The sequence below is a fragment of the Ruminococcus sp. 210702-SL.1.03 genome (genome assembly GCF_020559915.1).
GTDB lineage: Bacteria > Bacillota > Clostridia > Oscillospirales > Ruminococcaceae > YE71.
Genome location: NZ_JAJCLZ010000021.1, coordinates 17,388 through 35,922, shown reverse-complemented (window position 1 = coordinate 35,922; position 18,535 = coordinate 17,388). Strand labels below are relative to the sequence as shown.

The following is an 18,535-nucleotide window of genomic DNA, read 5'->3' as shown; positions in this document are numbered from 1 at the left end:
TCTTTCTATTTTACTTCTTTGAGGTTGGAGTGTCAAGTTTTATTATACTATATCAAAATCTTACAGAGCTTAAAGAAAAGATGCTTTATGCGTATACGACTTCTGAAAAGTATTCACCTGTCGTTTGCAGTAAAACCTTGCATGAATTATCGCTTGAATGGCTCGGCAGCGCTAAACTGCGTGTTAAAAAATCCAGCTATTTCTGCTATGAGAAGATAGTGACTAAGCATATTATCCCCTATTTCAAGCAAATCAAATATACGGAGCTTAATACTCCCAAAATCAATACGTTTATCGAATATCTTCTGAAAAACGGCAGAGCCAACGGTAAGGGAGGTTTATCGTCAAAAACCGTTCACGATATTATTGTTGCAATACGTTCTGTCGCAAAGTATGCGGAGCAGGAGTACGGTTTGCGTAACCCTTTGCACAACATTTCTATGCCAAAGATTGAAAAGAAAGGCATACCCGTTCTAAATAAAGTTGAGCGAAAACAACTTCAAAATCATCTGATGAATGATCTGAATAATACAAATATCGGTATTTTGTTGACCATGTACAGCGGTATGCGTATCGGCGAAATCGGTGCTTTAAAATGGAAAGATATTGATTTGAAGAATGGTATTATCCATATTTCAAGAACCATTCAGCGAATTAAAGATAAATCGGAAAACAGTAAAACTAAGCTTGTTATCGGCACTCCGAAAAGCAAGACCTCTGAACGTGATATCCCTATCCCCGATTTTTTTATTGATATTCTGAAAGCAAGAAAGTATAATGAAAACAGTTTTATTTTATCGGGAACGTACAAGCCGACAGACCCGAGAACCATTCAGAACAGATTTAAATCCGTACTGAAAAAGTGCGGAATACGCAATGTCAATTTTCATCTGCTTCGTCACACTTATGCTACAGTATGCATTGAGAACGGTTTCGACGCAAAAACAGTAAGCGAGCTGCTCGGTCATGCAAGCGTTAATATCACTCTTAACCGCTATGTGCATTCTTCGCTTGATATGAAAAAGAAATATGTGGCTAAGCTTAACTTTGTGGCTTAAAAGTTTTCAGCCGTCAAAATATAAGTACAGATTAACAATAATGCTCTATTTTACGCTGTTTTTCATGCTGTTTGCTTATAGGTACAGATTTTGCGAAAGATTGGTCTTACCTGTATTAATGTATTATACCACGATTTTAACAAATTATGTATTGATTTTACGTGAAATATTTGGTATAATGACAATGAAGGCAGGTGAACTTTGTGATTAGAATTGCGGTAGTTGACGATGAAAAAGAATGTGTTATTAAAATTAAAAAATATCTGCAAGCAATGAATAGGAGCGATTTAGAATATTATTTGTATAGTGATATGTGTTCTTTAATTAATGAATATGATAACGGTAATGTGTTTGACATTTTGTTTTTAGATATAGAAATGGATTCACTTAATGGAGTTGACGGAGCCAGAAAGATCATGGAGTATACTGGCAAGGCGTTGATAATCTTCACTACTGGCTATCAGCAATATGTAAAAGAAGCATTTTACTTAAATGCTTTTCAATATATGTTCAAACCTATTGAATTTGATGATTTTTCGTATGAGCTTAATCGTGCAATCGACGCTATTAAAATGAGAAATACACAATACGTTATTAATTATAATTATGAGAAAGTTTCTCTTGAATGCTCGGATATATTATATATAGAAATTAAAAACAGGCATTTAGTTGCAAAAACCAAAAATAAAGAATATATCTTCAATGGGACAATAAAGGAAGAAGAACGAAAACTTATGGGATATGGTTTTGCCAAAACAGAACAAAGTTGTATTGTTAATCTTAGTCACGTGAAAAAGTTTAATCAGACAACAGTAAAACTGGATAACGGCGATATAAAGTATTTAAGCAAGCGCTTATATAAATCTTTTATTTCCGCTTATAATATGTATTTGTCGGGGTGTATGATATGAGTCAAATTCGTATAATAATCGATACATTAAATTCTGTTATGGAAGTTTATGTTTTATCTGTATATTTCAAGATGTTTATGGATAAAAAAGATAAACATTCTGTATATATATGTTTTTTTATTCTTTCTGTCTTAGGAATAACTGCAGTTTCGTTGCTTTCTAGTTCAACCCTTATATCTATGATGGGAGGTTTATCATTTGTTATTATATATTCCTTGAATTTCAAATCAACTATATTAAAAAGAGTATATTGTGTTATTAGTGTTTATCTATTTATGATTTTATCAGAATCCATAGTAGGATTAATGCTTTCAATGATTCATCATATGAATATTGATCAAATAAAAAATGCAGATGCTTTTTATCTACAAGGGGTAGCGCTATCTAAAGTATTTCTATTAATGATTCTAAAAGTAATAGGGGTATTTAAACTTAATTCCACTCATGGAAATTTAGATATAAAGTCAATACTCTCGCTTATTATAATTCCATTATCAACAATTGTTTCAATATATTATTTTAACGTATTAGCATATGAAAATAATGTTATATCAGGAGTGCAAGCACTAATATTAACTATACTTTTGTGCTGCTCTTCTGTATCGGCATTCTATATAATGGAAAAGCAGATGAAGTTAAGAGAGATTGAGAGTCGGCTTTCAGAAATGAAAACCCAATATGAAATTCAGTCGCAATATTATAAAAATATGAAAAATATGACGTTACTGACAAATCGAAACGCACATGATATAAAAAATTTTCTTATAGGGATACGTTCATATTTGGGACAAGAACGTATCGATGAAGCGGAAAATAAAATTGAAGAGTTTTATAACAGTATTCCTTTAACATCTGGAAGAAGCTCCGGAAATGTGACAGTAGACGCACTGCTCACATCAAAAATGCAGGAAATAAGTAGTGTTAGTCCTAAAAACAAAGTATCAGTGATATGCACATTAGAAAATATAGATGAAATAGATTTTTGTATATTATTAGGAAACGCTATTGATAACGCAATTGAAGGAAGTCGTAGAATACAGGATATATCAAAAAGATTTATTGAAATAAGGGTTATGCCTTTTAATAATAACATTTCAATTTCAATGATGAATACAAAAGAAAGTAGTAAGAAATCAAGTTTAAAAACGTCTAAGTCAAATAAACTGTTTCACGGATTTGGCTTAGAAAATATGAAAGCAATATGCGAAAAATATCAAGGAGATTTGCAGATAAAAGAAACAGAAACACAATTTTATTTAAGCATACTTTTACCTAATAATCGGGAAACTTAAACGAATTTACAAAACTTATTGAAATGATATGAGGAAAGATGATATAATTTGTCTCAAGAGGTGGATTTAAAGTGATTCATACTTGGGCAGAGAATATATCATCTTTTTTTATTGATAAATCTGTTATATCTGAAAATGATAGAAAAGTATATAACTATTGTTTTGAATTACTCATATCAGAATCAATAAATATTTTAATTGTTTTGGTTGTAGCAATATTAAGTAAGCAATATGTAAATATAGTTGTATTTTTGGTAGCTTTTTTGCTTTTGCGGAAATGGGCAGGAGGGTATCATGCAAACACTCATTATGGATGTACACTTATTCTTTTTTCTATTTTAATGCTTTTTCTTATATCGGAAGTTGTGTTTTCGTATAATGAAAAATATATATTGCAGTTTCTAAATATTTTGGCTTCATTGCCAATAATATGCTTGTTTGCACCTGTGGATAATCCCAATAAGCCCATAAAGAATGAGCAACGAAAGAAATTCAAAAATTATAGTGTGATTTTAATGTTTGCGCTGATAGGGTTAATGTGTATTTTTGATTTTATTAACTTTGAAAAGAGTTATGAATTGTCTTGTGGAATGTTAACAGTTGCAGTTTCCATACTAGCAACAAAATTAAAATGAAGTAAGCATTATCAAGTATAAATATTGATGTAAAAAAAGGAGTTTGTTTTATGAAAAAAGTAAGTAGTATCTTGTTAAAAGCCAGCTCAATGTTGACAGCGTTAGCGTTAACTATCGGAGTATCGTCTATGAATTCTGCTTGTATGATGTGGTTTAATCAGCCCAAAGCACCTGAAGAGATGGAAAAATACATCAAGTGATAATAAATCGCTGATAGTATTGGGAGGACATACATGGATTACGAATATTACTATTACGAATCAAGAAATAGATATTATAACGCTTGTTCCGAAGTAAATAATTGCGAAAACAGAGCAAATGAATTAAGATCTGAACGGCAGCAAAAAATTTCCTACATAAATCAGCTTAAAGCAGATTTGAGAAAGCATCAAAATGCTTCCTCTGATTTGAATACAGCTATAAATAAGGATTCGGAATTGCAGAGTGATCTCTCAAAAATCACTAGTAATATCAATCTGGCCTCTGAAAACTTCGGTAGCATGGCAAGTTCAAGTTCTGGGACAAATAAAAGCTTGAACAGCGTTTACAGTACAGAATCTTCCAAAACTAAAAACACATTAACCAGCGTTATTTCCACTCTAAAGAGTAAAAAGACAACTGTTGATAATAAAGTTTCTGAATTGCAGGAAAGCATAAACCGAGCAGAATCCGAATTGCAAGATATAGAATCGGGAATTTCTTCTGCTGACTCGGCGGCTTCCGATTGGAGAAGCGAAAGATGGAACGCTTCGTTTGATATGGAGTATTACCGACGTAAAATGTACGAAGAGGAATAGATAAATGTCAACTATTACGTTATACGCAAGCAAGATCAATCAGATGCCAAATCTGATAAACGACGCTAAAAAAGCTGTAAAAGAATATAAGTCTGATTTAAAATCTCTTAAATCAAAAGTTCTTAAAATTGACAGCGGCATATGTAATGTTGACGATGTGATCAGTTCCATAAAGTCTTCTACGCAAACCCAAGGAGATAAGATCGACGCTCTTGATAAGCTCAAAAAAGATGTAAATGAATTTGTTTCCGAGGTAGTTCGTACCGACGGAGACGCCGCCGACGCTATCAATAAGAGCAAAGATGATTTTTACGATGAGTACTATTATCTGAAGCCGGAGTGTGAAAAAAGCGGTTGGGAAAAGTTTAAGGACGGCTGTAAAAAGATTGGCGAGTGGTGTAAGGAACATTGGAAAGAGTTGGTTATAGGCGCTATATGTATTGTTATAGGCGCTGTTTTAACCGTTTTGTCCGGTGGTACATTTCTCGCAGGTTTAGCAGTCTGCTTTGGAAAAGCAATTTTAACAGCAACTATATTCGGTGCAATCAGTGTTGGATTTTCCGCATTGGCATCAAAAATTCTTGATCAACCATTCACATTCAACGATGCCTTGTCTGCTTTTGGAGACGGCTTTGCAAGTGGATTTATGTTCGGTGGATTAGGTGCTTTGGGAGGTGCAGCTGGGAAATTAATTAGCTGTGAGTCAATGCTGGGAAGTGCAATAAATATAACTTTTAAAGTAACAGGAGTTGCTTCCTTGGGTTTTGTTGGGTTAGACATACTTTCGCTGGTAGATTATGCAGTAGAACCAGAGTCAAATCCCATCGCTGATTTTTGTTCAAGCAAGGGATATAGAACAGTTGAAAATGTAATTTTCGGCATAGCTGCATTTACGGGAGGAGCAAGTAAATCAATGACCTGTTTTGTAGCCGGAACAATGATTCTGACGGTGACAGGTTTGGTAGCCATTGAAAATATAAAAGCTGGCGACAAAGTTATTTCAACAGACCCAGAAACATTTGAAACCGCTGAAAAAAGAGTACTTGAAACCTACATAAGAGAAGATTCTAAGCTTATTCATTTGGTAATCAACGGTGAAGAAATCGTTACAACTGAAACTCACCCGTTTTATGTAAATAATCGTGGCTTTGTCAATGCTGGCGAACTAATAGTTGGTGATGAACTCCTTGATGTAAACGGAAATGTTCTTTTAGTTGAAAATTTTGATGTCGAGTTGACAGATGAGCCTGTTACGGTGTATAATTTTCAGGTAGAAGATTTTCATACATATCATGTTAGTGGTTTTGGTGTGTTGGTGCATAATGCTAGTAGAAAATATTCTTCTACTAAGGAATTTAATGAAGCAATAAGTAAAATGGATACTAGTGAACGAGTAGCAACTGTTAAGCAAGAAGCTAGAGCAGTTGCTGATAACAATGGACTTTCTAAAAATAATAAATTGTCTAGAATAAACAATAGGGATGTTTACTCAGATCCTAAAACCAAAGATTTATATGCAGTTGATAGTCAGCATGGAACATTTGAGCATTGTAATCGCAGGGGAAAACATCTTGGCGAGGTAGATTTTGATTTTAATAATACAAAACCTGCTGATACATCGGGTCAACACGATTTAATAGTAAAGTAATGATATAACGAGGTAATATTTTATGCAAAATGATATAAAAAAAGCGATAGAAGATATATACATAAACGGAGATACAGAATTATTTATTTCAAAGTGCAGGGACACAGTTGATTTTCTTGATGAACTATTGGAAAAAATAAAGAACAAATCTGAAAATGTTGAGAAGCTTTTTGATTCAAACGAGCCTTCATTAGAGATCAAAATTATTGTAAATAAATGTACTTTTTCAGAAGGTGAAGTTGAATATGTTTCTCTGCTGCAAATAAACAAGATAGTTAAGTATTTCTATCTTCAAGATGAATTTTCTATTGCCAATCCTGATCCTGACGGAATGGATTTATATTTTGATGGATTCAGAAATGAGCCGTATAGTAAAAAGCAATTTGATGTTGATGAAACGATTTGCAATTATCTCAAGGAAAAAGGATATTCAAGATTATATATTAATGATATGGATGAAATATATCCAGGCATAAAAAAGTTTAAAGATAGAGAAGAAACAAATCAAATGACTGTTAATAATGCACTTTTTATGGATATGTGGAATTTGTGTAATGATGATCAAATATAGATTTTTACTGCCGTTTTAGATAAAAGCAACCTTTTATCTAAAAATGCATCAAGTCGACATATGGAGCCTATTACAATGTATAATTTTCAAGTAGAGGCTTTCCATACTTATTATGCTGGCGGATTAGGCGTGTTGGTGCATAATGCAAGTAATGAATATAAAACAAAGACTGTCCGTACCGCCAAGGGAGAAGAAAAAATTCCCATTGTTGATAAACCAGGCTCTCCTTCTTGGAAACAAGCAGTTAAAGAATTAAGATCTGCTAGAAAAAAAGGAAACAATTATATTGCTTCAAATAGACAGCAAGCGGAACAACTTATAAATGAAGCAATGCCTGATTTGCCTAAAGCAGAAACATATGCAACAAATGCACCAAAATCTAATTATCAAATTCACCCTATTGATAATGAATATAACATGCCACATATTTGTTATCATGATTGGGCAAAGGGAAAACATAATGGCTCTGCAGGACATATATTTTGGGAGGAATAGATATGGATATAAAAGAATTTAAATATGCTTGGAGATATACAAGCGAAAATTATGCGCTATTCTCTCCAAAGCAGCTATCAGAAATGAATGTTGTTAATGAAAACAAAGCAGTTGAAATTTGGAATAGTATATGCGATAATGAAATACTTCAAAAAAGTTCATATGTTCAAATGATGATTGATCATAAACTGACTGTTTTCATAGGTGACTGTGGTTGGGGCGATGAATCAATGGAGAGAGTAACTCAACAAAAATTAATGAGTTTATTCGAAAAAAGTATTTCAGACAAAGTAACATTGTTATATGATCATACTTCAGCAATAAGCATTACAGCATCTATTTTTTGTGAAAAATGGTCGGATTTTTGTTATCCTTCAGATGCGCTTCTTATTGTAAATAACAATATTGTTCTATTGTATTATGAAGATACATTATACGGACCTTTAGAATCCTTTGAAAATATAATATAATTACTATTTACAGAACATTTTTATCAACGATTTTGCAGGTACACCGATTTGAACTGTAAGTGTACTTGCTTCAACTGAAACGCACCCTTTTTATGTACAAAGTAGAGGGTTTGTTGAGGCTGGTAAGCTACTTGTTGGTGATGAACTTCTTGATGTAAACGGAAATGTTCTTTTAGTTGAAAATTTTGATGTCGAGTTGACAGAAGAACCTGTTAAGGTGTATAATTTTCAGGTGGAGGATTTCCATACTTATTATGTCGGAGAAAACAATATTCTTGTTCATAATGCTGGGAAAGAATATAAAATTCCTAAATCTGGGACAGGGAAAGAGAAAGCAACAGACATTCCTAGCCGATTTAAAGGTGAACGTCCTTATATAAATGAATCTGGAAAAGATTTTGCAAAACGTTTATGTGATGAAGCATTTGGTAAAGGCAATTATGATACTGGTCCTAAATCTGATTATAATAGGTTGAAAAAATATGGCGACAGAGCCTTTACTAATCCAAAAAAATAGGAGCAAAGTTATGGCAAAATATTATTTGACAAAAATCATTTATAATGGATTAACTTATTTTTTGATATGGTATAGCAATGATGAAGATGGGTTCTTACTTTTTGATCAACAACTGTTAGTTTTTTTTAGTGTCGAAGAAGCAAATACATTTGCGGATAAAGAACATATTATTTTTGAAAAGGGAATAACAGTTTTTGATCTATCTGAAATTATCGAGTTAATAAATAATGTGGAAATATCGCAAAATTGTCGAATTTTGATAGATATATGGCATTTTTTTAGTGATTTATCAAAATCGCTAAATGAAGAATTTATAGGAGACTATAATGATGAAGAAATCATCGATATTTATAACAAGTTGTTCTATGGAAGTAATTTGGAACTTTTGAAAAATGAAGAATATCATCCTAGTTTCAATGTTGATGAAAAACATAAATGCTGGGAGATTTTTGAAAGTGGGTTATCGATACTTAACAAATATCTTAATGATGATTTCAGTATGAAATAAGGGGGAAATATGTTTAGTAAATTGAATCCATATTAAGGATAATAACGGGAATTATAGAGTACGTGTAGATGTGCCAGATAAACACACACCCTATAATCATATACATATTCTTGATGAAAACGGTAATCCTTTGGACATCAATGGCAATATTGTTTCTCCTAAAGATCCTGCAGGACATATACCGTATAAATATTAGAAAGGAAGTTCATTGAGATGAATGTTGATACAATACAAGAGTTGATAGATAAGACAGATTATTGGGATATGAGGATACTGGACGTGACAGCATCTTACTTTGGAGACGAAGTGAAATTATTGATTGAAAATGATGAGGTGACATGTTGGAGAATATCTTTTTTATCCTGTTATAAAGTATCTTATAATACAGATGCTGATAGAAGAAAAATTAGTAAAGTTAAAAGTATGAGAAAAAGTCAACTTGGTTATTATGGACAGAACATTACTGTTTGTAAAAGTAATAAAGATAATTTTTACAAAGTTGATTTAGATCTGTCTATTATGGAAATGCAGATCGAATGTCAGGATATTTTGGTTGAGCAAATTGCAAGAAATAGTGTTGAATTGTTTTGGGACAAAAATTAAATGTATAAAATCTGTAAAAGTTTGAACTGTCTAAATAATCTTGTTTATATTACTGTGATAGCGAAAAAATCATAATTACAGAAAATCAATGTAAAAAATATAGAATAACGGAGGTGTAAAAATGCCAAGCAACCAAGAAAAAGTAGCACAATTGTTAGCCGATTCGCACTTTGCATTCATAAACAGCCAAAACAGCGAAGCTCTGCATTTGGCGAACGAAGCAATAAGACTTGCTCCAAAGAATCCCGACGCCTATCAGTGTGCCGGAAACGCATATATGTCTCTGGGGCAGTACGAAAAGGCGGTTGAGAGCTATAAAAAAGCGGTCAAGCTTGATTCGAATAACGGCAACAGGTATTTTAACTTAGGGTATGCCCTTGCCACCAGCGAAAAAGCGGCAGACGCTATAAAAAATCTTGCAAAAGCTGATGAGCTTGGTTGTTCGCCTGAGAACACAGTCCAGCTGTATAACCTGCTCGGAATAATTTGTTTTGATATAGGAAGATATAAGGATGCACTTGTAAATCTTGAAAAAGCGGAGCAAATCATCGGTGTAGATATGGATATAATGAAGCGTAAGGTCATTATTTACGGTATGAAGAACGATATCCGTAATGGACTTCTTACCACCAATCAGATGAAGCTTGTCGCACCGTCAGACTACACTGGCTATCAGCTTGCATTTAAGCTGCTGTGCCAGGCAAACCGCCTTGAAGCAGCAGAACGGGAACTTGAAATGGCTAAGAAATATGCCGAGCTTTCAATGGATTACTATTTTGACTGTATGACCTTTGAGATTCAGAAGTATCAGACCGACAGGGACAAGCAGCGATATAACAAGGCTCTTGCATTTATTGAAGAAGCCTTGAAAACGTTAAAACCTACGTCTACAGAGGTGATCGAAAGCTATATCAACGCCGCAGAAATATATTTGCAGCTTGAAGATCCCGATAAAACCATTGACTGTCTGAATGCGGTACAGAATCCTGCCGAGTCATATAATCTCGGTTTTGATGTCATTGATAAGGAATTTGAGCCTGTTAATCTTACAGAATATGATGTTGAGGAAATGATCGAAGCCGACAAGGAACGCATTGCTGAAAAATACGGCGATTACGGTCTGGAAGAATTGGCTGAAAGCATTGAACCCGATGAAAACGGAGCAAGAGAATATCTTACGAACGTTGAAGATGAAGCCGATACCGAGAAAACGGCGTACAAGCTTGACGAAACGGAAGAAATTGAATTGACTCCCGAAAATATAGATCAGATCAATCGTCTGTATATAGGAGCATATACTCTGAAAAAGGAATTCAATAAGGTGATCGACTATGCAAGAAAATTGCAGAGCAGCGAAAGCGTTCAGAATTCATACATAGGAATTTACAGCGAAACAAACGCCTACAAGGAGCTTGGCTCGCCTGAAACAAAGCAGAAGTATGAGGAAACGATAAAATACTTCAGAAACTCTATGATCAAAGATCCAAGCGATATGGCGGCCGTGACATTCCGAATTCAGTGCTATATGGATATCGGTCAGTACGATGAGGCGGAGCAGCTTTGTAATCTACTGGCTAACGAACTGAGAAAGCCTCTGCTTGAGAAGATCGAGGAGGCGAAATCCGGAGGTGAAAGCCAGTGAGTCTGGAACAGGATATCAAGTTGAACAGCGAAGCTTTTAAAACGGCTGCAACGGAAATGTCAGCCCTAAAAACAAGAGCGGAAACCTTGAAAACTACGCTGGAACAGATGTATAATGACCTGACAACGGCTTTGGATACGCCGGCCGGAAAAGAGATCGAAATCGAGGCAAAGGACGTACTTATCAAACCGATAGACGACCTTATCCTTGTAATTGACCAGATGTCAAAAACTCTTGACGATATAATCGATACACCGTATTATCAAGGAGTGTTTGACAAATACGAACAGTTGATGCAAAATATTAAATTTAATTAACAGGAGGAATTAACTATGGCAATGGGAAGCACCGGTACGGTAAACGTAACGCCGGAAATGATCAACAGTGCAACAAGCGCAATCGAAGAGTATGAAACTACGGTAAAAACTCTGTATTCTCAGTTAGAGGATACCATGAGTGCTCTTATCCCCGGTAATTTCAGCGGAAGTGCAGCAGATGGTTTTAAGGTGTTTTATGATAACAACATAAAGGCTGTTGCAAATACAGATGATAAAGAATCCGGCGTAATGCAGATTATAACTCTTATGAAGAATATTGTTGATGGTATTTCTGAAGCAATACCTGCTGACAATGGTGTAGATGAATCTCTGGCAGCAGAGAACAGAAAAAATTAATGGGAGGTCAATAGATCATGGCAGGATGCAGAATAGTAAATGAAGGCGTTTCAAGCGCTGTAGATGCAATTAATGGCTATGCAACATCATACAGAACTGCAGGTGAAACGCTCATAAGTTCGCTTAACAGCGCTATTGCAGATATGGAGGGCGCCGCAAAAGACGCATTTAAAGCACTTATCGACGGAGATATTAATACTTTTGTAGCAAACGATTTGCCGAAGGCAATAGAAGGTATGGCAACTCTCCTTAATGCGAATAGGGAAAACTTTGAAAAGGTTGACCAGCAGATCGCAGATAATATAAGCGGCGGTTAAGTACATAAAAGCGCAGCCTGACATTGCTTTGTATCAAAGGTTTTAGGCTGCGCTTATTTTTATTTCGGGAGGTATACATATGGCTTTTAGAATACTTAATGAAGAAGAACTTTCGCTGCTTACTGACGAGCAGGCGGAGTATTATCAAAAAGAACTTGAAATATATAAGCAGAGAGAGGCTTTTGTAGAAAAGCTGACAAAACTTGAAAATGCGGAGATCAAGCCGTATAAACCGAACCTGAAATCAATCGATATTATCAGGGAAATTGAGTTTGCGCCTTTCATAAGTCCCGAGCGGCAAAAGCTCAGTCTGAAACCTATGCAAAAACCTGAACTCCCTGATGATCTTATCGGAAAAGCGAGTGAAAAAATCAATATATCGGAAGTAATTAAATCAAACGCTGTTCTTAAAGAACAAATTAGTTTCAATCATAAACTGTTTTCAAAAGTTAATAATTTCAAATGCTATGAACAAAAGCAATATATATTGCCCGAGTTTTCAAAGCCGGTTATACCTGATGCGACCTTCACCAAGTTAGAGAATGTACTTTCGAATCCTGTACAGATCAAAAAGCCTGCCGAGTTAAAGCTGCAGAGCTTTATTGCTCCCGTAAAAAATAATGTAACTCTTTCAAAAGCAGCAATGCCGGAATTTAAGGCCGGAGTTTTTGTTAAGCCCAAAGCACCTAAGCTTGACTTTGCAGTTAATGCAAAACCTGAAACAGTGATAAAACCCTTTGAAAAAACCGAATTTACTTTAAAAGCTTTTCCCGAAGTTCAAAAAATAAACGTTAATATGCCGACTTTCCAACAGCCGGAAAGAAATAAACCGTATATTTCTGTTAATGTGAGATCTGATTTTAAAATTGGAGCATTTAAAATGCCCGAAATTGCAGTTGCAGATCTACCTCAAATAAGGAAAGCTGACGTTGAAATAGGCAGTTTTCAGCCTCCTGTGCAGCCAAAGCTTGATATTAAGCTGAATACCGTGCCTGACGTTAAAGTAAAGGGTTTTGAAAAACCTGAATTTGAATCGGTTAGTATACCTGTGATCCGCAAGCCTGATGTAAGTCATATAGAGTTTCATGCTCCTGAAAAACGAGAGATCAAGCTTTCTGCTGTCGCAAAACCAAGTATTAATGTCAAGCCATTTAAAAAGCCGCAGGATATTAAGACAGAACTGCCTGAGCTTCCGAAAGTGAATATAAATATAGGAAGCTTTACAAAACCTCAGGAGATCAAACCTAAACTAAATGCACAGATAAAACCATTTAAACCCATAACAAATTTTAAGAAAACCGAATTAAGCCGACCTGAGCTGTCTGATATAAAAGTTTGCAAAGGTTTTGAAACAGGAACAGAAGCACAGGACATACTTTCCATGCTGAATAAGGAAACTACATTATGAAAAACAACGAAATAATGATATCCGCAAGATTTGAATTTGACGATAAGAGTAAATGTCAGGAGCTTTCATTTCTTGTTCTTAAGGATATTACCCTCAAAGCTTTTATCGAGGCTTTGTATTACGGATTAAAAAAATCCCCGGATTATGAGAAATGTTTCGAGTTGCTTGAGCAATATATCAAAACCAGAAAAGAACTTCAGGTGCTGTATACGGCAAAGGGCAGCTATAATGTGATAGATTTTACAACAGATGTTGTCAAAGGCGGCGAAAAGGTCAAAATTTATAATGCAGAGCTTGATAAGCTGGGCTTTGTGACCTCAAGCTGCGTCCTGTTTACGATGAATGAGGAGATCAAGCCGTCTTATTTGTTTAAAAAAGAAGAGAACAGCTATATCTTAAAAGAAAAAGATACGCTTGAATATAATATAAGTACTCGCAGACTGAATGTTATTGAATCCTCTGTGATAGATATTATTCCGCCCAATGATATGCCCCAAAAGGATAAATCATCGCTTCTAGATGTTCTTATTCCCACCGTGCTTTCCACAGGAGGAATGCTTGGTGCACGTTTTCTTATTATGAAACTTGCGCCGAGTGCTTCATCTATGGGCAATACTATGCTTCTTATGTCGGGTGCAATGGGAGTAGTATCTTTGGTTACTTCATTCTACAGCTTTATGAAAAAAAGGACCGACTATAAAAAGAACGTTGAGGAATGGAAGAACAACTATGAGAACTACATTGCCAGAATTATCAGAACAATAAAAGAATGGCAGGAAAGCGATATTGTATATCTGAACAGCGTGTATCCGAATATGGATACATTGTTTAAGAATACTGCCGAGATCAACGGTATTATTTTTTCAAGATCTCAGAACGATAATGATTTTATGAAAATATCGCTTGGCACTTCTGATGAGGTAAAGCCGCTTTTTGAGATCAAAAGCGAGAAAAAGGATAATATCTTTTACGATATTTATTACAAAATGCGCCGTAACAAAGACGAGATCGAGATAATAGTTCCGTCAAAGAAAAAGAACAGAAAGCTGAAAAAGCTTTCTCCCGAGGAAATAGCTGAAAGGGAGAGGAACAAGTTTCTCCTTACCGATTTAGCATACAACTTTGCAAACAAAGGCGTGGACAACAAAAATGATGAGGTCATCGGTTTTAATTATCTGAGAAGCGACAGCGGAAAAAAGCCGCCTTTGCTTATAAATCTGAAAAACTGCGGAGCTTTGGGAGTTATATCAAACGATGTTCAAACATCTCATCGCTTTATTCAGCACGTCGTTTTTGAATTGGCATATTATCATTCGCCAGAGGATCTGCAATTTGTTTTCTTTTTCGATAAAGAGGACAAAATTGAGAAGCAGAATGAAATACTGAAAAACTATAAGTATCTGCCTCATACAAATGAATTGCTTGACGGCGTTTCTCAGTTTGTATTTGATAAGGACAGCTCTGGTATAGTTTTCGGACAGCTTCTCAGTATTATGAACAGCCGCTCAAACAATAAAAAAGAAGATTCCGATGAATCGGTATCGGACGGTAAATTCACGCAGATAGTATGCGTGGTTTTCTGCGATTACGATATTAAGGAAACCGGCTTTTCAAAGTTTCTGCCGGAAGTCCCGAAAGAGGGCGAGCCTTATGTTAATTCGCTTGGTCTTACCTTTATTTTTATTCAGCCGGTAAAGGATATGCTTCCGAAATACTGTGGAAATATTGTCAATATCGACAAAGAAAATGAAAAGGAAAGAAAAGTAAGCTTAAGATATAACGTTCTCAGCAGAGAAACCTTGAATGTTTTAAGCGAGGACAAGGGCGATAAGACCAAAGCAAACGATACCGATAAACTGATAGAGTACAAATATTTCCAGAACAGATATATGTTCGGTTCAGAAAACTATGATGATAAGTTTGATCTTGCATTCAGACAGCTAAGTGCAATTTACTATACTCGCATTGCAGAAAATGGCAAGGTTCCCTCTATGGTTACCTTGTTTGAGCTATACGGATATAATTCTGAAAAGGTAGAAAACGGCGAAGTAAAATCAAGCATACGAAAGAGCTGGGAGGATATTGATAGAAATGACGTGACAAGAAATCTTCGTGTTCCAATCGGTAAGCATGAACACGGCACAATGTATCTTGATCTATACGAAAAGGCAGACGGACCTCATATGCTTGTTGCGGGAACTACTGGTTCAGGTAAATCCGAAACAATAATTACATATCTTATAGGACTGTGCATGAAATTCTCACCTATGGATCTAAATCTTATGCTTGTTGATATGAAAGGCGGCGGCTTTTCCGATCGTTTGGGAGATCTTCCGCACTGCGTCGGAGTAGTAACGGATACGGCAGGAGAGGACGAGGGAACATCTGCTGCGTATATGCTTAAGCGTTTTCTTGAAACGCTTAATGCTGAAATAAAAAGGCGTAAATTGTTGCTTTCAAGTTTCGGAGTTGATAATGTTGATTCGTATATCAGAGCATTGAGACTTATCAGAAAAATAAAGGAGCTTGAATCCGACGAGGAGAACAGTGAAGAAATCAAAAAGCTGAAAAAGAAACTTAACAATAAGCAGCAAGAAATTTTGAGTAAGGATCTGAGTGAGCTTTCACCATTGTCGCATCTTGTCCTCGTTGTCGATGAATTTACTGAGTTGAAACGTTTTTCAAGCGAGAGCAACGATGTCGATTTTATTGCTGAGATAACGACTATTGCTCGTGTGGGACGTACATTAGGCTTTCATATAATACTTGTGTCGCAAAATATTGAGGGAGCTATAACAGACGATATTCGTGTAAACTCTAAAGCAAGAATATGCCTTAAGGTAGCCACAAAACAAGCGTCAAAGGAAATGATAGGAACACCTGCCGCAGCTGCTCCGACTATGCCCTTTAACGGACGGGCATATCTGCTTGTTGGAACGGGTACAAGATTTGAATATTTTCAGTCTGCATACACTGGAGCTAATAAAAATCTCAATATTGATCCGGCAGTCATTGTTACTCAAGCAACAAATTCAGGTAAATTCAACAACGGATTCTATTCCTCCAAAAAGGACAATATTATAGAGAAAAAACGCAGTGAAAACGTTAGTGAGCATGATACTCAGTTGGCTTATGTTGTTAAAACCATTATTGAATTAGGAAAAAACATGGAGAAACCTCGTCAAATATTTTTGCCGCCTTTGCCGGGCGTAATTATGGATAAAACAGATTGGGAGGGTTTGAGTTGAGCCGAGAAAAAATTCTGTGTACTTTGGGCAAATTCGATATACCGATAATTCAGATGCAGCCGCCGTTTATTGTTGATCTGCTGGATTCCAATTTGATTTTGTTCGGTTCGGCCATGAGCGGAAAAACCACTTTTATAAAAACTCTTGTCAATATTCTTCATAAACGATACGATGAATATCAGGAACAGATATTCATTCTTGATTTTGGCGGAGCTTTGTCAGAATACCGCAGTATGCCGTTGGTATCTGCATATTTTGACAATTCAAACGAGGAATATGTAAAGCGTGTTTTTAAGATAATGGATAATATCTTAAAGGACAATATCAAGATCCTGAACGGTAAAAACTACAGAGAAGCAACAGAAAATCAGCCTATACATACTACTTTTATTATCGACAATATAAATGCATTTATAGACGAATCACGGTATACCGCATATCAGGAAAAGCTTGCAAAGCTTTGCAGGGACGGACTGTCAAAAGGAATTACCATTGTGGCAACAGCGGGCGAAACCAAGGGATTAAACTCATATATGGGCAGCTTTAAACAGAAAATCGCATTTGAAATGCCTGCCGATAAATATGCGGATATATTCAACGGAAAGGTCGACGCTATTGGTAATAATCCTGGTCATGGCTTTGCAAACGTAACAGTAAAGCCGGAGGGTATTACGGGTACGTTTCGTATGAATCTGCCGTATGAAGTGCAGTGTTTTAAAGCTCAGGCTCTTGACGAGATCAATAAGAATGATAAATCGCTGCCATTTCAGACTACATTGAGGAAAAAATTTGATTTTGATACTGATACGCAGGAATATGGCAAGCACGTTAAAAAACATCTGACTTTTCCGAAGGAGCTGACCAAAGAGGATTATATACGGTTGAAACAGAAACCGAATATTGAAGAACAAGCCAAACTTCCTGTAAGCGTAGGTCTGGATTACGTGGATTTTTGTCCTGTTACAGTAGATTTAGGAAAATCTCATGTTATTGCAATTTACGGTAAAAAAGAATTCGGAAAGACCAATCTTCTGAATCTGCTGATCAACGGTCTGGTCGAACAGGAAGATGACATACGTCTTGTATTTTTTGACGATGGACGTAATCAGCTAAGCGAAATATATGAAAAATATGAAACAGTCCGTAACTGTGTTTTGATAAATAAGTTTGATAAAAAGGATCTTCCATTAAGGGACGGAACAATCGTAAACAGAAAGCTTTCACCACTTCAACAGTTCTATTTGTATCTCAATGAAAATTACATAGAACTGGATAAAAAGTTTCTTGCGGGAATGTATGGAGTCAGTGAGAACTTGAAAAAAGAGTATGAAAATATTCCCGGCTGCAATACGGATGAAACTCCTTTTACAGTATTCATTATCCAGAGCAAGCTGATATATTTAAACACTCCAGAAGGAAAACGTTTTATTAATTCAATACTTCCGCAGCTTGCCGCAGTGGCAGAGGAACGTGAGTTTTTGTTCATTTTTTCAGATGTTCAGAAAATAAGCGACGGAGAGCAAAATTCGTTTTTTAACAATAATATTTCCACTGCATTTTTGCTTGACAATGTAGCCGAATTTGCAGGTGAAAGAGGTCAAAAAACTATCTTTGGAAACATGGATGTAAAAACGCTTAAAGAAGATTACGCTCGCTGTGAATTAGGCGACGGTTATTGTTATGACATTGAAGCAGATAAACTTGTAAAACTGAAATTTATTAAATATTGAAAGGAACGATA

At 35.5% G+C, this 18,535-nt stretch carries 19 protein-coding genes and 1 pseudogene; all 20 read left to right on the top strand.

Features of this window, described 5'->3' with window-relative positions:
• On the top strand, positions 1 to 1,058 hold a 1,058-nt coding region (locus LI114_RS10385), incomplete at its 5' end, for a tyrosine-type recombinase/integrase (protein WP_227220609.1).
• A gap of 203 nt (positions 1,059 to 1,261) precedes the next feature.
• Positions 1,262 to 1,969 carry a LytR/AlgR family response regulator transcription factor gene (locus tag LI114_RS14315; RefSeq protein WP_227220608.1) on the top strand — a complete coding sequence of 236 codons (708 nt, stop codon included), beginning with the start codon at positions 1,262 to 1,264 and terminating at the stop codon, positions 1,967 to 1,969.
• Positions 1,970 to 2,046: 77 nt separating this feature from the next.
• Positions 2,047 to 3,261: a sensor histidine kinase gene (locus tag LI114_RS10375; protein WP_227220607.1), complete on the top strand. Its 1,215-nt coding sequence runs from the start codon at positions 2,047 to 2,049 to the stop codon at positions 3,259 to 3,261.
• 71 nt (positions 3,262 to 3,332) lie between these two features.
• Complete coding sequence (locus tag LI114_RS10370; RefSeq protein ID WP_227220606.1) at positions 3,333 to 3,896, top strand: accessory gene regulator ArgB-like protein; 564 nt, start codon at positions 3,333 to 3,335, stop codon at positions 3,894 to 3,896.
• A 50-nt stretch (positions 3,897 to 3,946) separates the two neighbouring features.
• Positions 3,947 to 4,096 (top strand): cyclic lactone autoinducer peptide, encoded by a 150-nt coding sequence (locus LI114_RS10365; RefSeq protein ID WP_227220605.1) that lies wholly within the window; start codon positions 3,947 to 3,949, stop codon positions 4,094 to 4,096.
• Between the two features lie 33 nt (positions 4,097 to 4,129).
• Entirely contained in the window at positions 4,130 to 4,693 is a 564-nt protein-coding gene (locus LI114_RS10360) for a She9 / Mdm33 family protein (RefSeq protein ID WP_227220604.1), read from the top strand.
• 4 nt (positions 4,694 to 4,697) lie between these two features.
• Entirely contained in the window at positions 4,698 to 6,341 is a 1,644-nt protein-coding gene (locus LI114_RS10355; RefSeq protein WP_227220603.1) for a polymorphic toxin-type HINT domain-containing protein, read from the top strand.
• A 22-nt stretch (positions 6,342 to 6,363) separates the two neighbouring features.
• On the top strand, positions 6,364 to 6,912 hold the full coding sequence (locus LI114_RS10350; protein ID WP_227220602.1) for a hypothetical protein: 549 nt from the start codon (positions 6,364 to 6,366) through the stop codon (positions 6,910 to 6,912).
• A gap of 75 nt (positions 6,913 to 6,987) precedes the next feature.
• Positions 6,988 to 7,407 (top strand): hypothetical protein, encoded by a 420-nt coding sequence (locus LI114_RS10345; RefSeq protein WP_227220601.1) that lies wholly within the window; start codon positions 6,988 to 6,990, stop codon positions 7,405 to 7,407.
• Between the two features lie 2 nt (positions 7,408 to 7,409).
• A complete protein-coding gene (locus LI114_RS10340; RefSeq protein ID WP_227220600.1) occupies positions 7,410 to 7,877 on the top strand; it encodes a DUF2947 family protein in 468 nt (155 codons plus the stop codon).
• Between the two features lie 70 nt (positions 7,878 to 7,947).
• Positions 7,948 to 8,394, top strand: a pseudogene (locus tag LI114_RS14370) (polymorphic toxin-type HINT domain-containing protein); the annotation flags it as partial.
• Positions 8,395 to 8,404: 10 nt separating this feature from the next.
• Positions 8,405 to 8,902, top strand: a complete 498-nt coding sequence (locus LI114_RS10330; protein WP_117878614.1) for a hypothetical protein — start codon at positions 8,405 to 8,407, stop codon at positions 8,900 to 8,902.
• A 213-nt stretch (positions 8,903 to 9,115) separates the two neighbouring features.
• Entirely contained in the window at positions 9,116 to 9,505 is a 390-nt protein-coding gene (locus LI114_RS10325) for a hypothetical protein (RefSeq protein ID WP_227220599.1), read from the top strand.
• A gap of 121 nt (positions 9,506 to 9,626) precedes the next feature.
• Positions 9,627 to 11,147 carry a tetratricopeptide repeat protein gene (locus LI114_RS10320; protein ID WP_227220598.1) on the top strand — a complete coding sequence of 507 codons (1,521 nt, stop codon included), beginning with the start codon at positions 9,627 to 9,629 and terminating at the stop codon, positions 11,145 to 11,147.
• Positions 11,144 to 11,464: a hypothetical protein gene (locus LI114_RS10315; RefSeq protein ID WP_227220597.1), complete on the top strand. Its 321-nt coding sequence runs from the start codon at positions 11,144 to 11,146 to the stop codon at positions 11,462 to 11,464. Before LI114_RS10320 ends, LI114_RS10315 begins: the two co-directional genes overlap by 4 nt.
• Positions 11,465 to 11,479: 15 nt before the next feature.
• Complete coding sequence (locus LI114_RS10310; protein WP_227220596.1) at positions 11,480 to 11,821, top strand: WXG100 family type VII secretion target; 342 nt, start codon at positions 11,480 to 11,482, stop codon at positions 11,819 to 11,821.
• Between the two features lie 17 nt (positions 11,822 to 11,838).
• Positions 11,839 to 12,138: a WXG100 family type VII secretion target gene (locus LI114_RS10305; RefSeq protein WP_227220595.1), complete on the top strand. Its 300-nt coding sequence runs from the start codon at positions 11,839 to 11,841 to the stop codon at positions 12,136 to 12,138.
• Between the two features lie 79 nt (positions 12,139 to 12,217).
• A complete protein-coding gene (locus LI114_RS10300; protein ID WP_227220594.1) occupies positions 12,218 to 13,546 on the top strand; it encodes a hypothetical protein in 1,329 nt (442 codons plus the stop codon).
• Positions 13,543 to 16,794, top strand: coding sequence for an FtsK/SpoIIIE domain-containing protein (locus LI114_RS10295; protein WP_227220593.1), 3,252 nt, complete (start codon positions 13,543 to 13,545; stop codon positions 16,792 to 16,794). The genes LI114_RS10300 and LI114_RS10295 overlap by 4 nt, the downstream gene beginning before the upstream one ends.
• Positions 16,791 to 18,524, top strand: a complete 1,734-nt coding sequence (locus tag LI114_RS10290; RefSeq protein ID WP_227220592.1) for an FtsK/SpoIIIE domain-containing protein — start codon at positions 16,791 to 16,793, stop codon at positions 18,522 to 18,524. Before LI114_RS10295 ends, LI114_RS10290 begins: the two co-directional genes overlap by 4 nt.
• Positions 18,525 to 18,535: the final 11 nt, after the last annotated feature.